The sequence below is a fragment of the Pseudochryseolinea flava genome, from assembly GCF_003286915.1.
Lineage (GTDB): Bacteria > Bacteroidota > Bacteroidia > Cytophagales > Cyclobacteriaceae > Ohtaekwangia > Ohtaekwangia flava.
The window spans coordinates 43,750-68,381 of the sequence record NZ_QMFY01000021.1 but is presented as its reverse complement, the minus strand read 5'-3'; the positions used below and the strand labels follow the sequence as shown (position 1 = coordinate 68,381).

The 24,632-nt window shown below is 43.6% G+C and carries 21 protein-coding genes; 7 read left to right on the top strand and 14 right to left on the bottom strand.

What is annotated here, in order from left to right:
- Nucleotides 1-237: 237 nt before the first annotated feature.
- Nucleotides 238-477: a hypothetical protein gene (locus DQQ10_RS25205; protein ID WP_112749716.1), complete on the top strand. Its 240-nt coding sequence runs from the start codon at nt 238-240 to the stop codon at nt 475-477.
- Here DQQ10_RS25205 and DQQ10_RS25200 read toward each other — a convergent pair.
- A complete protein-coding gene (locus DQQ10_RS25200; RefSeq protein ID WP_112749715.1) occupies nt 474-1,610 on the bottom strand; it encodes an alkaline phosphatase family protein in 1,137 nt (378 codons plus the stop codon). The genes DQQ10_RS25205 and DQQ10_RS25200 overlap by 4 nt on opposite strands.
- 222 nt (nt 1,611-1,832) lie before the next feature.
- Between DQQ10_RS25200 and DQQ10_RS25195 the strand changes: the two genes are divergently transcribed.
- The gene (locus DQQ10_RS25195; protein ID WP_112749714.1) at nt 1,833-2,951 is read left to right on the top strand and encodes a Gfo/Idh/MocA family protein; all 1,119 of its coding nucleotides are present in this window, start codon (nt 1,833-1,835) and stop codon (nt 2,949-2,951) included.
- A 53-nt stretch (nt 2,952-3,004) separates the two neighbouring features.
- Here the strand turns inward: DQQ10_RS25195 and DQQ10_RS25190 are convergent, their stop codons facing one another.
- Nucleotides 3,005-3,865: a sugar phosphate isomerase/epimerase family protein gene (locus DQQ10_RS25190; protein ID WP_165824124.1), complete on the bottom strand. Its 861-nt coding sequence runs from the start codon at nt 3,863-3,865 to the stop codon at nt 3,005-3,007.
- Nucleotides 3,866-4,027: 162 nt separating this feature from the next.
- Between DQQ10_RS25190 and DQQ10_RS25185 the strand changes: the two genes are divergently transcribed.
- The gene (locus tag DQQ10_RS25185; protein WP_112749712.1) at nt 4,028-5,890 is read left to right on the top strand and encodes a T9SS type A sorting domain-containing protein; all 1,863 of its coding nucleotides are present in this window, start codon (nt 4,028-4,030) and stop codon (nt 5,888-5,890) included.
- Between the two features lie 35 nt (nt 5,891-5,925).
- On the opposite strand, the gene DQQ10_RS25180 is transcribed toward DQQ10_RS25185, so the two are convergent.
- The 8 genes from DQQ10_RS25180 to DQQ10_RS25145 form a co-directional block, all read right to left on the bottom strand.
- Entirely contained in the window at nt 5,926-6,786 is an 861-nt protein-coding gene (locus tag DQQ10_RS25180; RefSeq protein WP_112749711.1) for an alpha/beta fold hydrolase, read from the bottom strand.
- Nucleotides 6,787-6,835: 49 nt separating this feature from the next.
- A complete protein-coding gene (locus tag DQQ10_RS25175) occupies nt 6,836-7,918 on the bottom strand; it encodes a DUF4932 domain-containing protein (protein ID WP_112749710.1) in 1,083 nt (360 codons plus the stop codon).
- 134 nt (nt 7,919-8,052) lie between these two features.
- Nucleotides 8,053-8,865, bottom strand: a complete 813-nt coding sequence (locus DQQ10_RS25170; RefSeq protein ID WP_112749709.1) for an AraC family transcriptional regulator — start codon at nt 8,863-8,865, stop codon at nt 8,053-8,055.
- 80 nt (nt 8,866-8,945) lie between these two features.
- Nucleotides 8,946-10,403 carry a TolC family protein gene (locus DQQ10_RS25165; protein WP_165824123.1) on the bottom strand — a complete coding sequence of 486 codons (1,458 nt, stop codon included), beginning with the start codon at nt 10,401-10,403 and terminating at the stop codon, nt 8,946-8,948.
- 4 nt (nt 10,404-10,407) lie between these two features.
- Complete coding sequence (locus DQQ10_RS25160; protein WP_112749707.1) at nt 10,408-11,706, bottom strand: HlyD family secretion protein; 1,299 nt, start codon at nt 11,704-11,706, stop codon at nt 10,408-10,410.
- A 10-nt stretch (nt 11,707-11,716) separates the two neighbouring features.
- Nucleotides 11,717-13,900: a peptidase domain-containing ABC transporter gene (locus tag DQQ10_RS25155; RefSeq protein WP_112749706.1), complete on the bottom strand. Its 2,184-nt coding sequence runs from the start codon at nt 13,898-13,900 to the stop codon at nt 11,717-11,719.
- On the bottom strand, nt 13,897-14,583 hold the full coding sequence (locus tag DQQ10_RS25150; RefSeq protein ID WP_112749705.1) for a TetR/AcrR family transcriptional regulator: 687 nt from the start codon (nt 14,581-14,583) through the stop codon (nt 13,897-13,899). Before DQQ10_RS25150 ends, DQQ10_RS25155 begins: the two co-directional genes overlap by 4 nt.
- 180 nt (nt 14,584-14,763) lie before the next feature.
- Nucleotides 14,764-15,117, bottom strand: coding sequence for a hypothetical protein (locus tag DQQ10_RS25145; RefSeq protein ID WP_112749704.1), 354 nt, complete (start codon nt 15,115-15,117; stop codon nt 14,764-14,766).
- A 192-nt stretch (nt 15,118-15,309) separates the two neighbouring features.
- Between DQQ10_RS25145 and DQQ10_RS25140 the strand changes: the two genes are divergently transcribed.
- The gene (locus tag DQQ10_RS25140; RefSeq protein ID WP_133259761.1) at nt 15,310-15,666 is read left to right on the top strand and encodes a hypothetical protein; all 357 of its coding nucleotides are present in this window, start codon (nt 15,310-15,312) and stop codon (nt 15,664-15,666) included.
- A gap of 2 nt (nt 15,667-15,668) precedes the next feature.
- Here DQQ10_RS25140 and DQQ10_RS25135 read toward each other — a convergent pair whose 3' ends face one another.
- The 4 genes from DQQ10_RS25135 to DQQ10_RS25120 all read right to left on the bottom strand — a co-directional run bounded on the left by DQQ10_RS25135 (nt 15,669) and on the right by DQQ10_RS25120 (nt 21,780).
- Nucleotides 15,669-16,436: a LytR/AlgR family response regulator transcription factor gene (locus DQQ10_RS25135; protein ID WP_112749702.1), complete on the bottom strand. Its 768-nt coding sequence runs from the start codon at nt 16,434-16,436 to the stop codon at nt 15,669-15,671.
- A 3-nt stretch (nt 16,437-16,439) separates the two neighbouring features.
- A complete protein-coding gene (locus tag DQQ10_RS25130) occupies nt 16,440-17,468 on the bottom strand; it encodes a sensor histidine kinase (protein ID WP_165824122.1) in 1,029 nt (342 codons plus the stop codon).
- A gap of 96 nt (nt 17,469-17,564) precedes the next feature.
- Complete coding sequence (locus DQQ10_RS25125; RefSeq protein WP_165824121.1) at nt 17,565-18,992, bottom strand: fasciclin domain-containing protein; 1,428 nt, start codon at nt 18,990-18,992, stop codon at nt 17,565-17,567.
- Nucleotides 18,993-19,182: 190 nt separating this feature from the next.
- Nucleotides 19,183-21,780 (bottom strand): cation-translocating P-type ATPase, encoded by a 2,598-nt coding sequence (locus DQQ10_RS25120; protein WP_112749699.1) that lies wholly within the window; start codon nt 21,778-21,780, stop codon nt 19,183-19,185.
- 194 nt (nt 21,781-21,974) lie between these two features.
- Between DQQ10_RS25120 and DQQ10_RS25115 the strand changes: the two genes are divergently transcribed.
- From DQQ10_RS25115 to DQQ10_RS25105, 3 genes are read left to right on the top strand one after another with little or no spacing between them, the layout of a single operon-like run.
- Nucleotides 21,975-22,514, top strand: a complete 540-nt coding sequence (locus DQQ10_RS25115; RefSeq protein WP_112749698.1) for a flavodoxin family protein — start codon at nt 21,975-21,977, stop codon at nt 22,512-22,514.
- Between the two features lie 24 nt (nt 22,515-22,538).
- A complete protein-coding gene (locus DQQ10_RS25110; protein WP_112749697.1) occupies nt 22,539-23,555 on the top strand; it encodes a 2-hydroxyacid dehydrogenase in 1,017 nt (338 codons plus the stop codon).
- Between the two features lie 10 nt (nt 23,556-23,565).
- Nucleotides 23,566-24,630, top strand: coding sequence for an AI-2E family transporter (locus DQQ10_RS25105; protein ID WP_245970538.1), 1,065 nt, complete (start codon nt 23,566-23,568; stop codon nt 24,628-24,630).
- Nucleotides 24,631-24,632 lie beyond the last annotated feature (2 nt).

Here is a 24,632-nt window from a genome sequence, read left to right as displayed (position 1 = left end):
TAGGGTGTTTTTATTCAACGACTACAGCTGATGGGCCTTGTATATAAACATCTGTCCGATCTCGAACAACATGCAGAAGAATACGGCAATTATAACAAACGAGTCCTGAGCGTTGCTACTTTAAAGGATTTCATACATGACGACGTAAAGTCATAACGCGAATAATTTAACGTTTTCATAATCGCGTAGCACGAACAAGGGCAGCGTGGCTACCGTTTCTTTGCCAAAGAAATAGAAATGATGAAAACAATTGAATTGTCAGAAAAGTCGTCGTGGGTACTCAATGTTATCACCGATTTAGGACCCTGTAGCGCTGAACAAGTGATGGCGAAATGTGTCGAGATCGAGCAGGCCGAACTGATGTACTTACTGCACGATTTGTCGGTTCACGGATTACTCGTGCGTCCCGAGATCGATGAAAAGATACTCTACGAAGTAAAGGGTGTCTCAACGCGTGAGCACGCCCTTGCTTCTTAACGTTTGCTGATTCTGTCCTTTTTTGATCGGCTATCTTTTAGATCCGCATAACGCTGATCTGTAAATACAGATTCAATAACTTTTCCTGTTGGACGACTTGCGTCATAGGTATATCCTAACAACGCTACAGCTGTTGATGCAAGTTGTTTTAAGTAATGACGCGTCGCTGTTTTGATCTCGCCCAACGCTGGCGTATCAGGTCCCATCACAGCAAGCCAAACGTGATTTGATCCAGCCTTTAGTCTTCCATGACCCGTCCAATGTTTCCCATTACCTCGTCCATGATCAGTGGTAATAATGATCGTTGTCTGATTTTTGTAATCCGCTTGCGATTGTAGCCACATCCATAATTCTTCAATCATTTTGTCAGCCTGATGCGCGGCAAATAGATACTGATCGTATCGACCTTTATGTCCGTATTCATCCGTTTCGTCGAGGCCAAGGAATAAAACTTTTGGTCGTTGCATTTTGAGATACTCCATTGCGTAACGGAAGGTGATCGAATCATATCGAACACCGATGGGGGTCACGATAGCTTGTTGTAGGCTGTCAAGTATGGCTTCCGTTGCTGTAGGTTGAGCGAACGCTTTGTCGTAACCAGCATTGACCGGTATCTTCGATTTCTTCTCTCTCAGGATGTCATTGAACGTGCCCCAGGTAGCGAATGCAGCGACACGCTTATCGTATTCGGCTTTGCTGTGTAAGAACTCTAAGAAAGTCGGATTAGGATTCGTGATGCTTCGATTTGACTTTATCTTTGGTTCAATAAAGCCCGTGAATATTTCGCTGTAGCCAGGGTATGAGAACCAATGAGGATTGGCGCAGTTAACTTCGTTGTTGTGGCTACGATTTCCATACAGTTGTCCTTTGGATTCGATGGTATTCCAAAAGAAAGGCATCAATTGTTTTCGTCTTGCTTCAGGCGTCACTTCTGAATAGAACGGTTTCGCGGAGTCGCCGTGCACGAATTGCGCATCGTTTATCAATAATGAATCGGCACCTGAGAATACTTCCTGCCACCGAAGGCCATCGAGTGTAATGAAGATTAAATTTTTCGTTTGTTGTGCTGCAGCCGTTGGAAGATCAGTAAACCAAATGATGAGGAAGATGACATAGCTCGCTAATTTTTTCATCAGTTTCTCGAAAGATCCGATACTAACTTGATTTGAAGTTTACAGCGATATTACGATGGCGTTACATGTTGACGGGAAGCGTTAAAAAATCATTATGATGCCAAGTCGCTCGGCGGTGTCAGTACGTTGGAAATGAAATGAACAAGCCGAATCATTGCGAAAAGTTAGAACTCACAACAAGAATTAGTATTTTAGATAATTACAAATGATAACCTGATCAACATGAGTTCAAGACGTGCGTTCTTACAAAAAATGGCAGCTTCTGCTTTAGTAGTTCCCGCGGTGTCGATGATGAAAGCTGCAGCTTATCCGCAGGCCGTTAACTCGGTCTATGATGGCCCAATGTTGCGCGTAGCCATTATGGGATTGGGGAGCTATGGATCGCGTGTAGCCGAAGCGTTGCTATCGTGTCGTGCAGCAAAACTTGTTGGTGTTATCAGCGGAACGCCAAGTAAGGTGAAGGAATGGCAAGCGAAGTATAATATCCCAGAGAAGAACTGCTACAATTACGAAAACTTTGATCGCATCAAGGATAATCAAGATATTGACGCCGTGTATGTAATCACGCCGAATGCGCTTCACAAAGATCAATCCATTCGCGTTGCAAAAGCGGGAAAGCATGTTATTTGTGAAAAGCCGATGGCAGTTAATGCTGTCGAAGCACAGCAGATGGTTGATGCGTGTAAAAAAGCAAATGTAAAACTGTTGATAGGATATCGCATGCATTTTGAGCCGAAGACTTTGGAGATTGTTCGGATGCGCAATGCCGGCGATTTTGGTAAAATACTTTTCTTTCAAGGACTGAGTGGATTTAAGATTGGCGATCCCGGGGAATGGCGATTAAATAAACAACTTGCCGGTGGCGGCGCCATGATGGATATCGGAATTTATTCAATCAATGGTGCACGATATATGGTGGGTGAAGACCCGGTGTGGGTCACAGCGCAAGAAGTAAAAACAGATCCAATTAAATTCAAGGAAGGTGTGGACGAGACGATCACCTTTCAACTTGGTTTTGCCAATGGCGCTTTAGCATCGTGTCTGTCGACGTATGCGATGAATAACCTAGACCGGTTCTTTCTCAATGGTGAAAAAGGATTTGCTGAGCTTTTGCCGGCAACAGGTTATGGTCCAATCAAGGGGCACACGCACCTCGGTGAGTTGACGCAGCCTCATGTGACGCATCAAACTTTACAGATGGACGAGATGTCGGCAATCATTTTAAAAGGTAAAAAGCCGTTGGTTCCCGTCGATGGGGAAGAGGGGGTAAAGGACATGAAGATCGTTGATGCGATATTCGAAGCGGTGAAGACCGGTAAGAAAGTAGATTTGAAATTGTAGTGCGTGGTTCGTTCACCAAATTTACTTCGTGACCGTCGTTGATTTTTTGAGATCTACTTTTTCTCCCACACTTCACGCAGCTGTGATTGCAAATAGCGAAAGGCAATTGGCGCATCTTTCGTTAAATTATCCACGTTTCCTTCAATCATGATTGGTCCTTCGTAGCCGATGTTTTTTAATGCTGCAAAATAAGGACGAAAGTCTTCGCCGTGAACACCAGGCAACGAACGTTTTTGGGATTCTGCAATTTCGCAATACACAATGAGGCCCTTTGCGTTCTCAATTGCTTCCGGCAGCTCACGTTCTTTTAGCATGTGATAAATATCCGCGTTGAGTCGGAAGTTTGGATGATCGACACGCTTAACAATATCAGTAGCGTCACGAAGCGTGTTAATAAAATTCGTTTCCGTGCTATTTAAGTTTTCAAGAATAATGGTGACCGCGTATTTTTTTGCAAGTGCCGCCATCTGCTTTGAGAGTTCGATAAACCGAGTCTTGGCTATTGTTGCGTCATAACCTGGCGGCAGTCGTCTTGCGCCACCGCTTCCCAGTGTCAGGTTTTTGATGCCAGCATGTTGCGCACGGACGAGAACCGCTTCGAGGTAGCTTAATACTTCGTGTTGATCGACATCGGGCCCAGCGATCTTTATGCTGCCTGGAAACAGAACATTGCAAACGTACACGTTGCATTTAAGTTGATGAAGTGATTTTACATGCGCTTGAAATTCAGCGTTGCTCACTTTCGGACCAAGCAGACTTTCTACGGTTCTGCCTGTGAGTCGAAATCCAGAGGCATACAATAAGCTATCGTATTGAGGTTGGGCAATCAGGCCAAGCGTGTGTGTTTGGGCTGTCGCCATGAGCGTAGTAATCTCAAACATGACTACAAAGAACAACGTCAGTAGAGTATTCATATCAGCGCGCGGTTTTCGTTTAGTTGTCAAGATACACATTGTTTTTTACGGTGGTCGTTGTCAAGTGTGCCCGAAGTTGTTAGTCCGACGTGTTGAAAAAATCTATTTGTGTACTTATAAAGTAAGCTTCTTTTAGTACTTTCGGTTTTTAAATGAACCTCAATGCGTTATCTATTATTACTCGCTGCCGCGGTCATGCACTACTCAACGGCTTTCGCACAATCTTTTTCGGTTGACAGTCTATCGGCTAATGATATCTGCGGAAACTCAAATTTTCTTGTTTTTTTTACGGACCAACAGTCACGTGAAGATTCTTATACGGCTGAGATTTCAATCGTTAACTTTCCAGATTTTCCAATGACACCTGTTGTATTGGGTACGGGCACTGGCTCTCCACTTAAAGTTTCATTGCCGAAGTTAATTGCTGGTGGTGCCTACCAACTTCGGCTGAGGGTAAACGGTCAATATTCAGACACAGTAGCGTTTACGGTTTGTAATCTTGCTGGCAAGAAAACCGTTGACGCTTATGCGGCGAGCGATCTCACGATATGGAGGAATCAGTTGGCATGGGCAGGGCAGCCTTCTCATAAAGATTCGATGGCGCTTGCGAACGACTACGAGGTTTATTATTACGATGGAAATGAAACGTATCAGGTCACGAAAAATCGTGTACATGATGTATTGCCGACGCTCGAAAATGGCGTGATGAGTTGGGTGAGGAATTTTTCAACAAGCAACACCGAGATCTATTACTACAGAGACAATGTTGAAAAACGTGTGACGCAGACACCCGGATTTGAGTTTCATCCAAAGATATCTGATGGCGTGATCGTATGGGGATCAAGTGGTAAGAATTATGATGTCTTTTCTTTCGATGGAAATGAAACAACGCAGATTACCAATGATGCAGCGGACGATGCTGGCCCGGAGATCTGCCAGGGAAGAGTTCTCTGGCAAAAATTAGTAGGCGCTGATTACGAAATTTTTCTCTATGAAGAAGGTTCGACGACGCAGCTTACAGACAACGCGTATGACGATGGCGGTGGAAGAATTTCCGATGAATTAATCGCTTGGGTAGGTTACGACGGTCACGATAACGAAATTTTTGTCTACAAGGACGGGGAGGTCAAGCAAATCACGAACAACGACGTTAATGATTACGATATCCGACTTTCTGGGAGCAACCTCACGTGGCAATCATTTACCTCAGGTGGATCAACAGGGCAAGTTTATTACTACACCTTTGGCGGTGAACCTGAAAATATATCTGCCTACACTGCTTACAATTCTGGAAATGCACGCATTTCAGGAAATATAGTAGTCTTTGATGCTTATGCTAATGATACCTACAACAGAGAGGTATATTTATTCAACGGCACTTCCACGATACAACTTTCGATGGATGAAGGCGATGATATGCTTCCTGTCATTCACGACGGCTACATTGCGTGGACGCGCGACATGCATAGTTACATTACTGTGTTTCAAGTAGACACGCCTTGTGAGAATTTGAGTGACGTTGTTGGTGAGATTCAGGTGTCGCACGATACGGAAAATAACGCACGGGTTACCACATTGTCGATCGATGAGCAGTTTGGTGCTTCCCAGTATGTATGGAAAGTTGAACCGATGAGAGCGGGTGTAGTGACCGCCGGCGGGTCAAACAATGCCAGCCTCATGTGGGATGATGATTTTACAGGGGATGCAATAATCTCCGTTCGATCAATCAATCGTTGTGATATATCCGATCTGAAGTCAATAACTATCGCCGCGCCCACGATAACCAACATTGAGGAGGACAATCAATTTCAGCTTTATCCGATTCCTTCCAATGGCACAGTGTATTTAAAAACATCAGGTCTGCTTCACGGGTCTTCCTATGAAGTGCTGACGATCGAAGGAAAGCCCGTGATGCGGAAAGTGATTACGAATGCCGAATCAAGCTTTACATTAAACCCTGGCGTATATGTCCTACGCTTACTTCGAGCAAATTCAACCAGTGTGTACAAGTTGATTGTGTATTAACGGTTGACGAGCGTTCCGTTATTGTCACGAATTGTTTACTTAGCCAAAAAGTGTTTTACTTCGTTCAGAAACCATTGCGGTTCATCCCATTGCATAAAGTCTTTTGCCGTTTCCGTGAGTTTGATGGTACGGTTAGTCAAAGTCTTGTAAAAAGTTTCATGCATACGGTAACCTTCTTCAATGGGAAGTTTTTTGTATGTTTTTCCAAAATACCAAGTGCCGATGATTAACACCGGAATTTTTATATTGGCAAGCGCGGGGCGCAAATCAGTTTTCATTTGATCTGCGAGTACTTCCGCGATCGTTTTTCTGTCTGATTGTACATTCCATTCTGCATAGCGTTTAGCATTTACAGAATCGTTTGTAATCATGGCTTTTCCGGTTTGATACATGACGGCGTGGAAAGCAGAATCCGTGGGAGCGAGGTAACTCGATTTTGCTTGGGAAGCGTATGCTGCTGCTTCTGTCAAAGTAACGTCAGGATTGAGGACTTGCGATAGAAACGGATATGTGTCGATTACCACGATTTTTTTTACGTGCAGTGTTGTGCCCAATTGAAGTGATATAAAACCACCATAGTTCATGCCGACAAGTGTAACATCCTTCAATTTTTTGTCAGTAATATATTGTGCGATGTAAGTGAGATATTGAGCGGTGTAGTTTTCTTTTAGTGGTTGCGCTTTGGCAAACCCAGCGAAAGAAAAGACATGGCATTCATGGGTCTTTGATATCTCGGATACGACTTCATTCCACATATCAGGTGAACAACCGATATGCGGAAGAAATAGAACAGGTTTACCTTTCCCCGTCACGGCAACGGTTGCAGGTGTTTGAGCGTTTACTTGTTGTGATGTTGTGAAAAGAAAAGCGATGATTGCAATGATATGTCTGCTCATAATACGACGTAAGTATTTGTGGGATATGAAAGATGCTTTCGTAGTCTAGTTATTTTTGCGACGATTGGCCATATGAATTTTTGGCTTTTACTTTTAAGAAGTCTGCTATCGTAGGTAGGAAATCTGTGAAGTCTGGATACTTCGCCTTGTCGTTGTCATATGTTTTTAATAGCAACGAAATTTCTTTGGTAAACGTGAAGCCCATTTGCTCCTGACGTGCGCATTCTTTTAACCAGTCAACTTCGCCCATATTAATGAGTAATAGGTAAGCAACCGTAGCGCGGGTGATTTGCTCGTCGAGAAAGTATTCCCATTCCCATTTGAATTTGCCAGCCTTTTGAAGCGTTGTCTGGCGCTGTTCGTTGAGGAGGGATTGACTTTCATCAAACAGCTTTAAATTTTTTTTGATGCGCGCATTGATATAGGTATGGGCACCTTCGTGCCATAACAGTTCTACAAGCATTGCGCGGCTGTTGAAAAATGGTGGTTTGTCTTTGCCCGAAGATGCCGTGTAACTGTTGTATCCCAAGATGAAGGATGCGTTTGTATCTGCGTAATGTTCGTTCGGAACAAACGCTTGACCTCCCCAACTGTTGAACGGATTGAGGTGCACCGTGAAGGTTTTGTGCTGGCGAAAAAGGTTGCCAAGCTTGTCGGCCATCTCATACTTAACAATGGTGTCAAGTACTGGTTTTTCCCATGCTTCCATGGCGGGTCTATGTGCGTCGTAAAAGTCTTGATACGCAATCTCATCTGCGAAGTTGCGCAGGTATTGCAAGTATTTTTCCAGGGCAGCTAGGTCAACGTGATCGGGAGTGTATATGATTTTTAATTCAGGAAGCGATGAACATCTAAAGCCTAACATGGGATGCACGGCTTCGATGTAAAAATCTTTTCCTTTGTATAGGTTCTTTATTTCGGAGACCGCCGGATGTTTTTTAAAGGATTTAAATTCTTTCTTCACGGCCGACTCATAATCAGATGGAATAACAAATTGAATATTCCCTGAAAGGTAAGTCACAATAGCGAACAGCTGCGTTTCTCGATTCACCGTAACCGTTACGGTAGATTGTTTCTGAGAAAAAACATTTATTGAGCTAAGGAGAAATAACAGAAAACTTGCAAATCGCATGCGTTGATACAAATTTATTGGGAAATTGGACTTATTGATAGGAGACTGAGCTCCGCTGCAAAGATGAAATAGTACACATGAAGTTCGTTGTAAAAAACGGACAAAGTAAAAGTTGCGCAGATGCAGAAACGCGTTTACTGTAACGCAAACGAGGGCGTTAATCCATAGAGACGTTTAAATTCTTTGATAAAATGCGCTTGATCATAGTAGCCCGCTTCATAAAAAATTTTCTTTTCACGAATACAGATGGCCGTTGGTCTTTGGTTAATGATATTCTGGAAACGAACAACGGTACAGAACATCTTGGGACTTTCTCCGACGTAGAAATCGAATAGTCGTCTCAAGTGGCGGGGGCTAACGCCGGTCTTCAAATCGGTTTGTACGTTTAGCGCCCCACCTGATTTAAGAATTATGTCGACGGCGTTGAAAAAGCGAGCGTCATAAGCGAGGTTTCCGCGGATCATTTTACGAATGAAATAGTCATCAAACGTTTGCTTTGTACGCGAGATGTTCGTCTTGGTGTCAAATAGCTGTGTAAAGGTTCTGGCTACATGAGGCAGAAAACTATTCAGCTGTTCAAATACATTGGTGAGTTCACTGGCAGGTAGCCCAAAGAGTACAGGGAATGCGCTCGGATAAAAACATACGCCGGCGTAATGAAAACTTCCGTCGAATTGGTACTCCGTGTAACTCGTTATAAATCCGCGGATGAAATTATTTTCAGGATTCAGGATGTCGACGATTAATGCGATGCATCCGTCGGCGACGATTCGATGACTATAGGGCTGGCGTAATGGCTGATCAGTGTAAAATTCCCAATAACTGTAAATGTACTTTTGTAACGGCGGCGCTGACCTCACTTGTGAATATACAATCCCATTGACAGTACGCTCAGTCGATGGTTGAAGCGGGGTAAATAATTTTCCTATGTCGGGATATCTTTCCATTAACTGGTGATGCTATATCCCCTAAATCTAATGATTAGACTTGTAATCGCCGAACATATGAATGTTTGAAAGATGATGTATTATCTTCCGATGGCGCTCAACGGAGAAGTTCCGGCTGACCAATATAATATCGCTTTTTGCTTTTCATACGCCGCTAGCCCTTTGATGAGTTTGGATTGTGCGTTGAATAGTTTCTCTTGCTGAATGTTAATCTTAAATAAGTCGCTCTCGCCATTCTCAAGGTTGGTCATTTCTGCGTTAATCAATGTGTAGTATAATGACACGGCAGCGCGCTGCTGTTGTAAGACAAGTCCGTTATTTACTAGCTCGTTGTAGGCTGTATTGATGTCATTCAAAATCTGGCGATAGGCTAGGTCACGATCATATTTCGTGTTGGTCAGTTTCAGCTTTGTTTGTTCGAGTTTCGCACGTTCCTTTCGCAAGAAGATAGGGAACGAGAAGTCGAGACCAAATTTGTAATTGTCATTCCATGTGAAGTTACTGTTGATCCCTTCCGGAGAAAATGGTTGATTGAGCTTATAGTAGGAGAGGTCAACTTGCGGCTTCATGTACTCTCGAAATAACTTTCTATCAAGTTCGAGTTGTTGTAGCTTAACGTTCAACTTTCGGAGTTCAGGATGATTTGCTTTTGCCATATCAACCAACGCCTTGACGTCGGTAGATGTTAAAAGAAGCATGTCACTTTCACCTGCAGGTGCATATGTGGGTGGCAGTTCAACTGGGTTCTGAAGACTATCCCAGAGATAGGTCGATATTTTTAACGTCTGGTTCTTGAGCGAATTGAGCGACTCTTGCTGGTTGACAAGTCGTTCTAATAGTGTGATCCGTGCTTGTACTGTATCGATGGCAGAGACTTCTCCACCTTGAAAATTTAATTTAGTGCGACGAAAGATTTCTTCCGCAACGGTCACGGTACTGTGCGCGAGGCGATAGTTATAAAAGCTGTAATACCATTCCCAATAGTCTTTAGCAGCTTCTAGAAGAAGTTTATTGGTTAGCTTGATTTGTTCAGCTTCCATCATATCGCCAAAAAGTTGCGCTTGCTTTAACGTCGTTCTGCGTTCATCTGTGAGCAATCCTTTTCCCAATGGAACAGCAATCCCTACATAAAGTTGTCTGTAATTATATTCGTTAGAAATGTAGTGCTCTGGATTCAAATTCTCACCGGTGTTACGCTCGACGCCGATAGTCGTTGTAATTGGCGACCGTGTTGGAACTTTTAATGCGGCATCGAATAGTCGGTAATATTCAGTGTCATTATAATGTTTGAGTAAAAACTGTGTTTCTATTTTTGGATCAAAGCTTCCACGCGCAAGCCGAATCTCTTGCTTCGCTGTTTCGGACAACAACAACGTCTGTTTTACAACGGGATGATGTTGAATGATCAACTCGAAAAAGTTTTGAATCGTAAAAGGCTTCACCGAATCGGGTAACACAAAAACTGAGTCACGCATTATTTGCGCGTGTAGCACCGATAATGAATGCAGCAAGATAAAGGTGATCACGATTCTTCTCATACCATTACTTTTTTTTATCTGACGATGCTTTGTCCGATTTGTTTTCTGCACCCGTTGCGGGCGATGGCGCCTTGTACAAACTTGGTGGGAAGCCATTAAGCTGTCGCCACAATTCATACCATACAGGAACATCGTCGAGCATGACCCAGCTCTTCGTGCCCGATCCGACACGCAATTGTTTGGGCCATGATTCTTCCGTGTCGTCTGGTGTAATGAGGATTCGGAATTCTCCTGGCTGCGAACTTACAAAGTCAATGACTTCGACCGTACCGCCGAAAGTACCGACAGATACACTCGGCCATCCCGAAAATTGCAATGCAGGCCAACCATCAAATTCGATTCTGACTTTTCGTCCTTTGCTGATCAAGGGAACATCCATTGCTTTCACGTACATCTCAACAGCAAGGTCTTCGGCTTGAGGCATGACGGTGCAAACCGGATCACCTTCTTTAATTGTTTCGCCAATTCCCGCGCGTATAGCTCGAACCATTATGCCCGCCTGCGGCGCTAAAATTTTGTATTGACCACTCCTGATTTCTGTGTTGGTATATTCATTTGAAAGTTTTGCGATTTCACTTTGTGATTCAAACATCTCAGCTTCCGTTGTGCGTAAGTCTGATTCGGATTTACTGATCTTTTCATCAAACTCCGCCTTTAGTCTCTTTACCTCAAGTTGAGCATTTTGATAGTCGGCGGAACTGCCTTGGTATTTGTATTCAATGTCCTGAAATTTTGTGAGCGGAATGTTACCGGCTTCAAAAAGTTTCTTATTCCGTTGAAATTGATTTTCTGCATTTTGAAATTTTACTTTCTCCGCTTCTACTTTGGCAATAGACTGCTCGATTTTTCTTTGCATGCCATCCTTCAGTGCGGCGATCTGACGTTTTAGTGCCTGTGCTTTTTCATTTTTAGAAGAAAGGCTATTCTTTTTCGCGGTAAGCTGTTCTTGCAAACGCAGTAACAGGTCAGGGTCGAAGTATTTTTCTTTTACTTCTCGTATCGTTACGATCGTGTCGCCCTTGTCGACAAAATCTCCTTCGCGTACATGCCATTGCTGAATTTGCCCGGCGATAACCGCTTGAACAGTTTGTGGTCGGTGCGCTGGGCTTAAGGTCGTTACGCTACCCGTTCCACGGATGTTTTGTTGCCAAGGTAAAAACAGGAATATAAATAGTATGACACCGAGTGCCATCAATAACCTAGCGAGAAGGATGCCTGGCGCGGGTGTTTTGAGCGCGCGAAGCGAATACAAGTTGCCTTCTTTGATGATCTCGTTTATACGGCGTGATGAAAGATTCAACATAGTCTAAACATTAATCGATGTAGTTGCTGATAGTACCCTTTTTGAGAAGATCATTAAAATGTCCTTCGTCTTTGATCGTTCCGTTATCCAACAGAATAACTCTGTCGCATGCTGCCATAACGAGCGGATCGTTGGATACCGCCACGAGTGTGCTCCGCGTCTCTTCGTGCATGATCGAATTCAACATTTGTAATTTTCCTTGTCGTTTAAGTCCTGCAAAGAAATCGTTAAGGATGATCAGCGCAGGTTTTTTGGCAAGGCATCGCGCAAGGATGAGTTTGTGAATGAACGAGCTTGAGAATCCTTTTCCACCACTTACGATATGGGTATTCAATCCCTCGGGAAGCGCATTGATTTCGTCTTCAAGGTGAACTTTACGAATCGTTTCAATGGCGTCTTCAACCGTGCGGGTTGGGCTTCCTAACGTAATGTTCTCGAGGATCGTACCGTCGAAAATATCTTCCGGTGAAATGTTTTTGGCAATGCTGTCGCGCAAGTGCCTGATGTCAAGATCGCGAAGTGAATAATTGTTGATGGTGATGATTCCCTCGTAGTCGAGATGAATACCAGCGATGAGGTCGGTTAGGGTAGTTTTACCCGCGTTGCCCGGACCGGATATACACACGCGTTCTCCGAGTTTGATGTCGAGGTCTAGACCGCGTAGCGCATACGTTGTTGAGTGTGGATATTTATAGCGCAGTTGTTTGATCTTGATCGCATATCCTGCGTTGTGACTTTTTGGAAAATCGAGACCACCTACTTTTTCGAGTGGAAGATCTGTGATTTGTGCAATCTTATCAACGGCGGTAAATAGGTCGTAGATAACATCCATGTAGGTGATAACTTTTTCAACTGCATTCAGGATGAGGATAATGATAATCTCGGACGCGACAAACTGCCCTAATGTGATCTCCCGGTTAATGACGAGTATCGTACCAAGAATTAATAAACTCGCCGTAACAGCAGTCTTAAAGATGACGATGAACGAAAACTGTGTGAGTAATACCTTGAAATGAGAGCTGCGGTACTTCAGGTAATTGTTCACCGTATCATCCGTTTTTTTTATGGGAAGATCGGTGTTTCCTGCGAGCTTAAAAGATTTTAATGCACGCGCGAGTTCCTCGAGCCACTGCGCTACTTTGTATTTATACTTTGATTCGTTGATCGATGATTTTAGGCCTGATGGACCTGTGAACCAAAAGATGAGGACTAGAAATACGATCAGGAACAAACTGAAGAAAACGAAGAAGGGGTGATACAGTGATAACAGTATAAGTCCGAAAAGTATTTGCACGGCCGCAGAGATCAGGTCGATGAGAAGTTTTGGAAGACCTTTTTGTAACGTGATGACATCAAAGAATCGATTGACCAATTCAGGTGCGTAGCTATTGGTAATTGCTTCCATCCTGATTCGTGGAATACGAAATGCAAATTCTAATGCAGCTTTTGTGAAAACTCTTCGTTGCAAGTATTCAACCAGTGTGATTTGCGACATCTGCAGCACACCGGTAAATAGAATTCCTAAAATTACAGCGCCGATCAGTACATAGATTGAGCTAAAAAATACACCACCAGAAATGAGTTGAACTGTGTTTTGTATGCCCACGGGTAAGATGAGTCCGGTTAAACCGATCACGACCGAATAGAATAGAATGTAGAAAATGTCACGGCGCTCGGTAGACAGCAACCTGAAGAATCGTTTAACGGGATTCATTGGCTCTGGCGCAGCTTCACCTTCGTAGGAGTATTCGCTTACCAAACTTTGGTAAGGGTGCATCACAAAAAGCATAACCTCTCCGTTGTGGTCGTTCCGATATAAAGGGATCGATTGGATGTTGTCAAGTGTTACTTCCTTTTCGTGTTCAGCGTCAAGATAGTTTAGGATAACTTTCTTCTTGCTTTTACACTCGATGAGTATCGGTCTTAGTTCGTCTCGGTATTTTTCAAATACGATGTTAAGTCCTGTATTGTGTGTGATGAATTCAGACAGTGAGGTAGGCGGAATGGCTTGTTCGAGGAAAAGCATTTTAATCTTGCTTCCGGCTTCGATTAAGTCGCGTTTAAATTCCGCGAACTCATCTATACCATAGCTTCTGTTGTTAATCTCTACGAAACGTAGTGCCGCAGGATTAAAATCGTGCTTGAGTTTCAAGGCGCCTTCGCGCAATAACTTAACAATGGTATGATTGTTCATTTGATCTTTACATTAACCGTATTAAAAACAAGTGACTCTAGGAACGATGCTAGGTCTGTATGTTTTTTCTTTGAGTCTGATTTGATTTCCGTCAGTGACGGCAAATGGTCTGAGTAATAGAGCTGATGGTTGGCACTTAAAAGAATCGTGCTAATCAGCGCTCGGGGGTAAGGGTATTTTGGATTTACCTCCTTGATGATCGACGCTATTTTGTTGCATAGTGCGTTGTAAGGAAGGAAAAGTCCTTCTTTATTGTCGGCGTCTACATTTCGCGTTAAATATGTTTTTTCGAATTCCGAATTTACGATGCGATGTAGTCGAGCTTCATCTACAAACGAAATGTTAGGATCAAAAGCCTTTGGTTCTACGAGTAATCGAATAGCATTACTCAGCCGCGTGATAGGATCTTTAATGTTGTTATTACTAAAATCGATTCGGTATTCGAGCCATGTCCAATACCAATCGATCAGGTATAGCAGCAAGCGGTGTTTGCTTTCGAAATAGCGGTAGATCGATGCTTCCGGTGAACCGATTTCAAGGCCAAGTTTCTTGAAAGTGAATTCGTCAAAACCTCGCTTCTCGATCATTTTTATGCTCGTCTGAATGATGTTCTGTCCCAATTGCGTCGACTGCGGGTCGCGCACGTACAGCTTGGCATTAAGTTGAAATGAGACGATAGCCATCTTACTTTCTGTGATAGTAATGCTATCGTAAACGCTAGCGTTGCTAAATTGTTCCTCAATATTACTGGAAAATGGAACGAAGCGGCCGGATATGGGCTGAGAAATGTAAAATTGTTAGGAGCGAAGTAAAGTTTTTAATCCCGTTTTAATGCGAGCAGGCACGTTTGTAAAATTCCACATTTACTCCGCGATTGAGAACGTAGTCGGCTTGAAAAAAAGTGAACAAGACCCTTTTCCTTTCAAATGACGCCCTACGTAGAAATATGTTTCAAAGGCTATACTTTGCGCAGAAACGTGTAGGGTGTCTATCTCGATGAAACAGTTTTCATGCCCGCATTCGATTTCGAACATGTCAATTTTGGTGGATAGGCCGATGAGGGTCAGCGAGTTTTTGTCAATGAGCTCGGTCATTCGATATTGGATGGCATCCGTCATTACTTGGAAGTAGTCGCTATTGTGCGGTGCCTCGATAGAAAGTTTATACGAATTGGGATCGCTGGAGATAACGCTGAATGTCGTGATTGACTTTGTCATAGATTATTCGCCAGTATACATTCAAAACAATAACATCAAGTGATCAAATGCACGGTTTTGTGGGTGAGCTGCAATTATTTAGGAGTGATTAGCATTTGTTTATTTTGTTAAAAACGTTACTTGAGCTTGAAAGATATCGTAAACAATTATCCCCCTTGGCTGTTTAATTGTTTTAATATTATCATAAACCCTATGCGAAGCATATTTATTTTAATGTCTTTTTTTGTTTGTTCTCTCGCGCACGCTCAAAAGGTAGATTCAACTGCTCATGTAGACCAATTTAAAACAGCGCTTTTAACATTACGCGCTGACGTAAATAATATTCAACTGAATCTGGGAAAGTCGGAACGTCGCTTTAAGACAGGTATAGCTGTTGCTACATTAGGTTATTCTATCACGATAGCGGGAGGGTTGATGCTCGGGCGGAAACATGACGATGTTGGTAAAGGATTACTCATCGCGGGTGGCGCTACGGGTATTACAGGTACGTTTCTGATGGTTGATGCTTTCAAATTTCTGGGACGCGCATCGCGCAAACAGAGCCCTTAAGTTTAGCGGTCCATCCACCGCTTAAACTCATGTGCGCGCTCGCGGCTTACCGCAAGGTCGTGATCACATGCCTGATTTACACGCACTTCGAGCTTAGAACTCATCAAGCCTTTAACTTCTACAACGCAATCAAAGTTGATGATGTACTTTCGGCTAATGCGGAAGAATTGCGCAGGGTTTAGAATGCCCTCCAGTTCTTCAAGTGTGTGGTCGATGATACTCCGTTTCCCGTCGCCTTTTGAAACCAGGTAGGTGGTTTTGCCATCAGCAAAGAAGTAGCATACACCTTCCGTTGGCTTGTATTGAAGCTTGTTTCCAGACTTAATAAGAAGGCGTTGTTTGAATCGATTGTTCGCGCCGGCGATAATTCCTTTGATCGCTTGAATGTCGGCAACGGATAACTGCGTGTCGCTGAAACATAGCTTCCTAAATTTTTGAAGTGCAGTCATCAATTCATCTTGTTGAATCGGCTTGAGAAGATAATCTATACTGTGAAGCTTAAATGCCTGTAATGCATATTGATCAAACGCTGTTGTGAAGATGATGGGGGATTCGATATTGATCTTGTCGAAGATTTCAAAACTTTTTCCATCAGCGAGTTGGATATCCATGAACACAATGTCAGCCTGCTTGCCGGATGAGAAGTAGTTAACAACTTCTTGCACAGAGTCAATTGTTTGTAAAATGTTAATTCCAGGATCACATTCTTGAAGCAGGTGACTAAGTCTTTCTGCTGCCTCTATTTCATCTTCTACGATCAGTGCTTTCATACATTAATTTGGGTCAACTTCAACAAGGGGGACAGTGACAAAAAATGAAGATTCCGTTTTCTTTATCTCCACAGGTTTGTCGCTCAAAAATTCGTATCGCTTCATAATATTTTTCAAGCCGACGAAAGCAGAAGGCTCTTTCACCTTTTTTTCTTGCAGGTTATTGGTCACAGTGATCGAACCATTGAGTGATTCTATGTTAATCTTGAGTGGTGCTTTGCCGGAGACAACGTTGTGCTTAATGGCGTTTTCAATAAGCATTTGTAGTGTAGCGGGAGCAATGTGAAACCGCGCCATGTCGATCTCAATATTTTTTACAATGGAGATGTTATTGCCAAATCGAATTTTAAGGAGGTATAGATAGGAGTCAATAAAGTCGAGTTCTTCCTGCAGTGTGACGATTTTTCGCTCCTGGCTGTACAAGAGATAGCGATAAACATTCGACAGTTGTGCGATAAATCTCGCTGACGTATCTGCGTCCTTGTAGACAAGATTCGATAACGCATTCAAGCAATTGAACAGGAAGTGAGGGTTGATCTGGTTCCGAAGCGCTTCAAATTGAGCTTCCACGCTGGCCTTCTTAAATTGTTCTGCACGCAGCTCAGCAGATCTATAGCGCTCCATAAAATACCAGATTGCATTTACACAGTTCAAAAAAAGATTCACCCTGAATCCGAAGGCAACGACGAGTTTATAATGTTCGGCGTTCCAAGTAAGGTCACGCCCCAGCATCGTATACGCAAATGCCAGGCCCGCTGCCGATGCAATCATGGCATTAAGTTGGCTCACTAAAAAAAGCACCACGAGTGGATGTACTCTGCTACTGATGTGGCTGGGTATTTTTTCCTGAAGGTGCTGAGTGAAGCGATTAAGTTCCCAGATACCTAGCACAACGATAAACAGAAGGAAGAACAATGCCACCGGTGGGATAGGAAAATCGAATAGCTTGTCACCTACAACAAAGAGTATGTTGATAAGCGAATAAGCCGATAGCATCAAGATGAACGCGTACCGATATTTATTTCGAAACATGGTTTTGTCGTTACGATAGTCCATGGTTCTGGTGAAAAACCCACATCCTGATGAAACAAGATGTGGGCAAAATTGTTTTAATTATTTTTTTTTCTACTAGTCGGGAAGCAGAACCCGATCAATCGTGTGAATTACACCGTTGGTAGCGAGTACGTTAAGTAGCGCAGCATCGGCACTGAGGTTTGCTACATTTCCGTTTTCGTCGGTAACCGTTTTGTTGGTTGCACTGATGGTGACATTTCCATTCAATGTAGCAACACTACCGTTTGTCAGATCTGTCGAGAAAACACGTGCAGCTACGACATGGTGCTTGAGTACGGCGGTTAATGTTGCCAGCGGAATATCATTCACACCGTCCACCTCCAAAGCATCGTAAAGCGCTTCGAAAGCAGCGTCTGTCGGCGCGAACACGGTCAGGTTTGCATCACCGCTGCTTACGGCGGCGAGCAGATCATTTTCAGTGCCACTGGTGCGCGCCAATGCTGCAACGAGTTGTGTGAACTGTGGCGTTGCTGCCGTTGAAAGATCTGTTGCAATACCAGCAATTGTTTTTGACGGTGGTAGTAACGTTCTGTCGATCACATGGACGACGCCATTTTTTCCAACAATATCGGTGGCTGTAACTTTTGTTTTTGCGTTGATGAATACGCCTTCGCTACCATTGTTACTTAAATAGAATTTTCCTCCGAGCGTCGTAATTGCGGCACTACCTTCAGGAAGCTCTGCGGCGCGAACTTCATCATCAATAACATGGTACTTTAACACTGCATTTAGCGTTTCTTTGTTCGGAAGCGTGGTGATACCCGCAGCAGCAAAGGCAGCGTTTGTAGGCGCGAACAACGTTAGCTTTTTGTTGGAAGGACCGTTACCCAACAACGTGGTAAGTATAGATGCATCGGCTGCTTTTACGGCAGCGATCAACGTCGTGAAGTTTTTGTTGAAGTATGCGGGTGCCACAATGGTGCCGACGATTGGTACAATTGATGGCGGCACCAATACAGCATCAACTACGTGCACAATACCATTGGAGGCAACAACATCAGCAGTTGTTACATTAACGGTACCATTGAGTTTTACACCACCCGATGTGTTCACGGCGATATCTTCTCCATTAGCGGCTTCAACATTGCCGTTCGTCAGTGCTGTTGAACGAACTGCGCCGGACGTGATGACGTGATACTGCAGTACACTTTTGAGAACGTCTTCAGGTACATCATTGATCGAAGTCTGACCGATAGCACTTAATAGATTGGTGAATGCAGTATTCGTCGGTGCAAATACAGTGAATTCACCGTCTCCACTGAGTGTTGCTACGAGGTCTGGATATTTTGTTAGTGCAGCAACCAATGTCGAGAGGTTGCTATTGCCCTGGGCGATCTTCACAATGGAGTTGCCTTCAGGCGTGTCGGAGTCGTCATCATTGTCACAACCGGATATCAATACCAGTGACATTACGAGCGTCAATGCTAGGGCTCCTTTTTGGAAAGTCGATAGCCATGACTTTGGATTAATGTTCATTTTCATACGAGTTTGAATATGGTTTTGATTATTCATGAACCATTAACCCGTCTGCGGCAGCTTTTGATTAGCGATTATCCCTAAGCTATGCAGGTATGCGGTGTGACCTGCTAATTTTTCGGAGTGAATGGTAAATGACTTTTCGCGGCGAAGCAGAAAGTCGCCAGTGCGTCGTATCACGTGTTCTAAAAAAAACTTAGTGAATCACATTGAGCTTTTTGAATACTTGAATTATAACAAAGGATTGTAGGGCGCATCCAAAGATGATTAGCAGGTGTGTGCCGTTTAAGTTTCCAAGACGAAGTGCGTCTTTGAACGGTGGTATAATGTACGCAAGCACACCCAATAGAATCGAGATCGCTAGGGCAGCCCACACGTAGGAGTTTTTAGCGATGTCGCTTTTAAAGAACGCTTGCCGGTGATTGCCCACGTTGAACACATGTAGGAGTTGGCACAATATCAGTGTGTAGAAAAGTATAGTTGATGCGCTGGAATGCTCGTGATCGTCTGCCATGTAAATTGTACTGCTGAAGGTTGAAGCAGCAATAATGATTGCGTAGATGATCACCGACATCCATTGGAGATTACTCAGTACTGGTTTTTTAGGGTCATGTGGCGGTCTGTGCATAATAGCGTCACTGCCCGTGTTAAATCCAAGTGCTAGGGCAGGGAAGACGTCGGACAAGAGGTTGATGAAAAGAATTTGTAACGGCGTAATCGTAAGCGGTGAATTGGTGATAAACAATGTGGCAATCACCAATATTTCACTAAGGTTGCTGGACAACAAAAACATTAGAAATTTTCGAATGTTTTCAAGGATGACACGACCTTCTTTAATGGCAGTAACGATAGATGAAAATGAGTCGTCCTTCAATACCATGTCAGCAACTTCTTTTGCCACATCGGTACCACGCATGCCCATCGCAATGCCAATATCGGCCTTCTTTAGTGCCGGTGCATCATTTACGCCATCACCGGTCATCGCGACAATACTTTGATCCTCCTGTAATACTTCGATCAGATCTAATTTTTGTGCGGGACTAACACGCGCAAATATTGATGTTGCGCGCCATTTCGTTTTATCTTCCTTTGTATAAATCTCGCGTGAAGGCATTGATGCCCCTTGCATAACGTCACCGTGTTCGATGCCTATCTGTGATGCGATGTTTCGAGCCGTCGCCGGATGATCTCCAGTGATCATGATCACGCGTATCCCTGCTTTATGACAAAGGTGAATAGCGTCAGCAACATCTTCTCTCGGTGGATCAATGAGGCTAGCGATGCCAAGAAAGGTTAGGTCGCTTAAGGTGATAGCTGTTTCCTTACTTTTGCTTGCCTTGTGAGCGAATGCAATCACCTTCAAACCGTTGGACGCCTCTGCTTCTGACACTGCCAGCCACTTCTCTTTCTCTATTTTTGAAAATTCTTTTGATGTTTCTCCATCGCGGTAATGCGTGCAAAGTGAAATGATTGATTCGGCGGCACCTTTTGTAAAAGTGACGCTGCCATCGGTTGTGACATGATGTGTCCCCATTACTTTGGTCTCCGAAGAAAATGGTTCTTCAGACACGCGTGGTAGTGTGGATTTGATAACGGTAGGATCTAAACCTCGGTTAGTCGCAAAATGCAATAATCCAACTTCCAGGGGATCGCCCACATCGCCTGCGTTGTTCTGCCCGTCATTGATATTCGCATTATTGCAAAGGGTCATAGCCTGGAGCGTCAAACGAAAACTTGTCGTATCGGTGGTGTTCAATTTACTATTGAAATCCGGTGTGATGATGTGGCTTACACTAATTTTATTATACGTAAGCGTTCCTGTCTTATCCGTGCAGATGATGTTGGTTCCTCCTAATGTTTCAACCGACGCAAGTTTCTTTACGATTACATTTCGTTTAGCCATTTTGATCATTCCGTGCGCGAGTGCCAGCGTTGCAACAATGGGTAGTCCTTCGGGAATGGCTGCAACAGATAACGCGATCACCGTATTAAGCATTTGAACGAAGCTCTTGTCGTTTACAATTCCCGTTAGGAAAATGGCCGCGGCGATAAGCAATGTTATCCAGATGAGCTTCTTGCTGAATTGGGATAGTTTTTTTTCTAGCGGCGTGGTAACGTCTTCCGAATGTTGAACAAGCGATGCGATCTTCCCAAGTTCGGTGTTCATGCCTGTGGCGATAACAACCGCTTTGGCGTTGCCGCGTGTAACCGCCGTGCCTTTGTGAAGCAAATTCGTTCGGTCGGCCAACGGTGTGTCTAGGGGTAGTTCCTTGTTGTTTTTCTCGGCAGGTATTGACTCTCCAGTGAGGGCGGACTCATCTACTTGCAGCTGATAAGCATTGATAATTCTCGCATCGGCTGGTATGATGTCGCCGGCTTCGAGGTAAATGAGATCACCTGGCACAATATCGCTCGTGTTTATTTCTATGAGTGATCCACTTCTGATCACCTTCGAAAATGTTTTCGTAAGACCGCGGAGCGCGTCCATAGAACGTTCCGCTTTATGCTCCATGAAAAATCCAATACAGGTGTTAATCAGCAACACGATGAGTATGGCAATGCCATCGCTCCAGCTTGCGTGAGAAAAAGAGAGTATCGCTGAAGCGAGCAACAGAAAAACGATAGGGCTCTTAAATTGTCGCATCAGCAAAGTAAAGATTGACGTGCTTTTGCCTTGCTCCAATGCATTGGGGCCAACGTTAAGAAGCCGATTTTTCGCTTCGATGATTGTTAGCCCTGTTTCACCATCGGTGGTTAGCGCTGATATTGTTTCGGTAGCGGATTGATCATGCATCGATATGAAATATAACAATAAAGGAAAGATAAATAGCGTACGGAAATGGTGACGAAAGTCAGGTGAAGATGATGTTTAAGACTGATGTGACAATAATCACTTGCAAGTGCTGATATAAATCAGGAAATCTGAACACAGTATTCGTGTTCTTTGATTCGTTGTTGGGCTCTCCCGAAAACTAAAAAATCACCCCTATGAAATCCTTAATTGTTTACTACTCGTTTACCCGAAATAACGAAAAACTTGCAAAGTATCTTCAAACACAATTACAGTGTGATATTGCAGAAATTGAAACAGTGAAGTCGCGGAACGGATTTTCAATTTTCCTTGACTTATTGTTTAATCGCAAGCCTAAGATTAAGCCCATTCACTATTGGCCGCTTAACTACGATCATGTTATCGTGATCGCACCTATTTGGGGTGGAAAGATCGCTATGCCCATGACGTCGTTCTTGTTGAACGAACGGTCAAATATTAAACAGTACTCTTTTATCACTTTGTGTGGTGGGCAACGTGGCCAGAAGGAGAAAATTAACAAGTATCTCACGTCATTGCTCCACAGCGCGCCGCGTTACATGATCGAACTCTGGATAAATGATTTGCTTCCAGCTGCGCAAAAGGATAGCGTGAAGCATACCTCTCAATTCAGAATCGAAGCAGAAGAAGTTATAAAATATCATGAACAACTAAAGGAGTTCTTAGTGAAAGAGCGCAGTTATGTAGCGGTAGTATAATGTCGGTGTCTGTAAATTACGTTTATGAAAGTTTTAGTATTCAGTTCAAGATCTTATGACAGGGCAGCACTGATAAAGATGCCTACGGATCACGCGCTATTTTTTACCGAGCGCAGGCTTACAAAAGAGACTGTACATCTGGCTTCAGGTCACGACGCGGTTTCATTATTCACATCTGATGATGGAAGTGGGACAGTGTTAGATATGCTGCATGGATTGGGCGTACGCTATGTGTTGCTACGTTCGGCGGGATATGATCATGTTGATATTCAAAAGGCAAATACGTTGGGAATGCGCGTTGCTCATGTGCCTGAATACTCGCCGAATTCTGTAGCCGAACACGCCGTGGCAATGCTCATGGCTGTGAACCGGAAAATTATTCAAGGGCAACTTCTCATGCAGCTTCAAGATTTTCGCATTGATTCACTCATGGGATTTGATATTCATGGAAAGACAGTCGGCGTTATTGGAACTGGAAAAATTGGTAGGGCATTCGCTAATATTATGACAGGGTTTGGCGCTAAGGTGATGGCATATGATCCGGCGCCGAATCAAGAGGCGATTGAAAAAGGCGTCCAGTATGGTACGCTGCAAGCGCTGCTATCGGAGTGTGATGTAATTTCAATCCATTGTCCCCTTAAGGCCGAAACGAAACATTTGTTCTCGCATGAAAATTTGAAACGCATGAAGGCCGGTGCAATTCTTATCAATACATCGCGCGGAGCAGTTATTGATACCGTAGCCCTTATCGAATCCTTGGCTGCTGGTCATCTTGGCGGTGCTTGCCTTGATGTGTATGAATTCGAAAGGGGGCTTTTCTTTGAAGATCATACGAATGAATCCTGTCTTGATGCAAATTTTATTCGATTGAGAAGTTTTAAGAATGTCTTGATCACGGCTCATCAGGGATTCTTAACGCAAGATGCGGTGGAACAAATTGCCGGAACGACACTTGAGAATCTTAATCGTTTTTCGAACCACCTTGCATGTAGCAATGAGTTGACTGTTTGGAAGTCGGAAGTGGCAAATCGTCAAAACTGATTCTGAAACCATGATGCTAAACTCGCGCACGCTTCTAAATCGGCAGACGTCTTTACTGAGCGTGTTTCAATACATCGTGTTCGGTGGTGTCATTTTGTATTTTGGCCGAACTGTTTTTGTTCCAATAAGCTTCGCGGTGTTGATTAGCTTCGTGCTTTATCCAATATGTGCATGGCTTGAAACGAAGGGATTAACACGCCTATCTGCCATAATCATATCGCTACTTTTTTTGGTACTGCTTGGGCTGCTCGTGGTTGGATTGCTGATCTATCAATTTGTGGAATTTCTAGGAGAGTGGTCCACCATTCAATCCAAGCTCGTTGATGCCATAACGATCCTTAGCAAAAGTGTAGAAGTATTTGGGATCGGGCAAGAGCAGCAACACCGACTTGTGACAAAGATCGTTGATCAGTCGGGGTCAGATTTGCTTGGTTTTATTCGCGGGACAATTTCGGCATCTACTTTTTCATTTGTATTGATGATTATCATTCCAGTGTACGCTGTGTTTATATTGTATTATCGTCGGCAATGGATGAAAATTCTTGTGCGGCTTTTTTCTGGAGAGAAAGAAGAAGTTTTGCACAGCATTATCCTGGAAACGATTCAGACGTATTATGCTTTCATCAAAGGGATGGCAATCGTTTATATTGTTGTTGGGAGTTTAAATAGTGTCGGTCTTCTTTTACTAGGTGTGCCACATGCCATCTTATTTGGATTCATAGCATCGATCTTAACTTTTATTCCCTATGTAGGCATTATCGTGGGTTCATTATTGCCAATGGCCATGGCCTGGATTACGTACGATTCGATGTGGTATCCGATTGGTGTTGTCGGTATTTTTGCGTTGGTGCAATACCTGGAGGCTAATGTAATTTTTCCAATTGCTGTCAGTGACCGACTGAATGTAAACACCCTCGTAATGTTGGTTGCGATATTTATTGGTGGCGTTGTTTGGGGAATGGCGGGGATGATTCTTTTCGTTCCTTTCGTTGGCATCGTTAAACTCATAGCTGATCGCAATCCAAAATGGAAAACGCTATCGCTGATCCTCGGAAGATCTAATGGTCCAACGTGAGG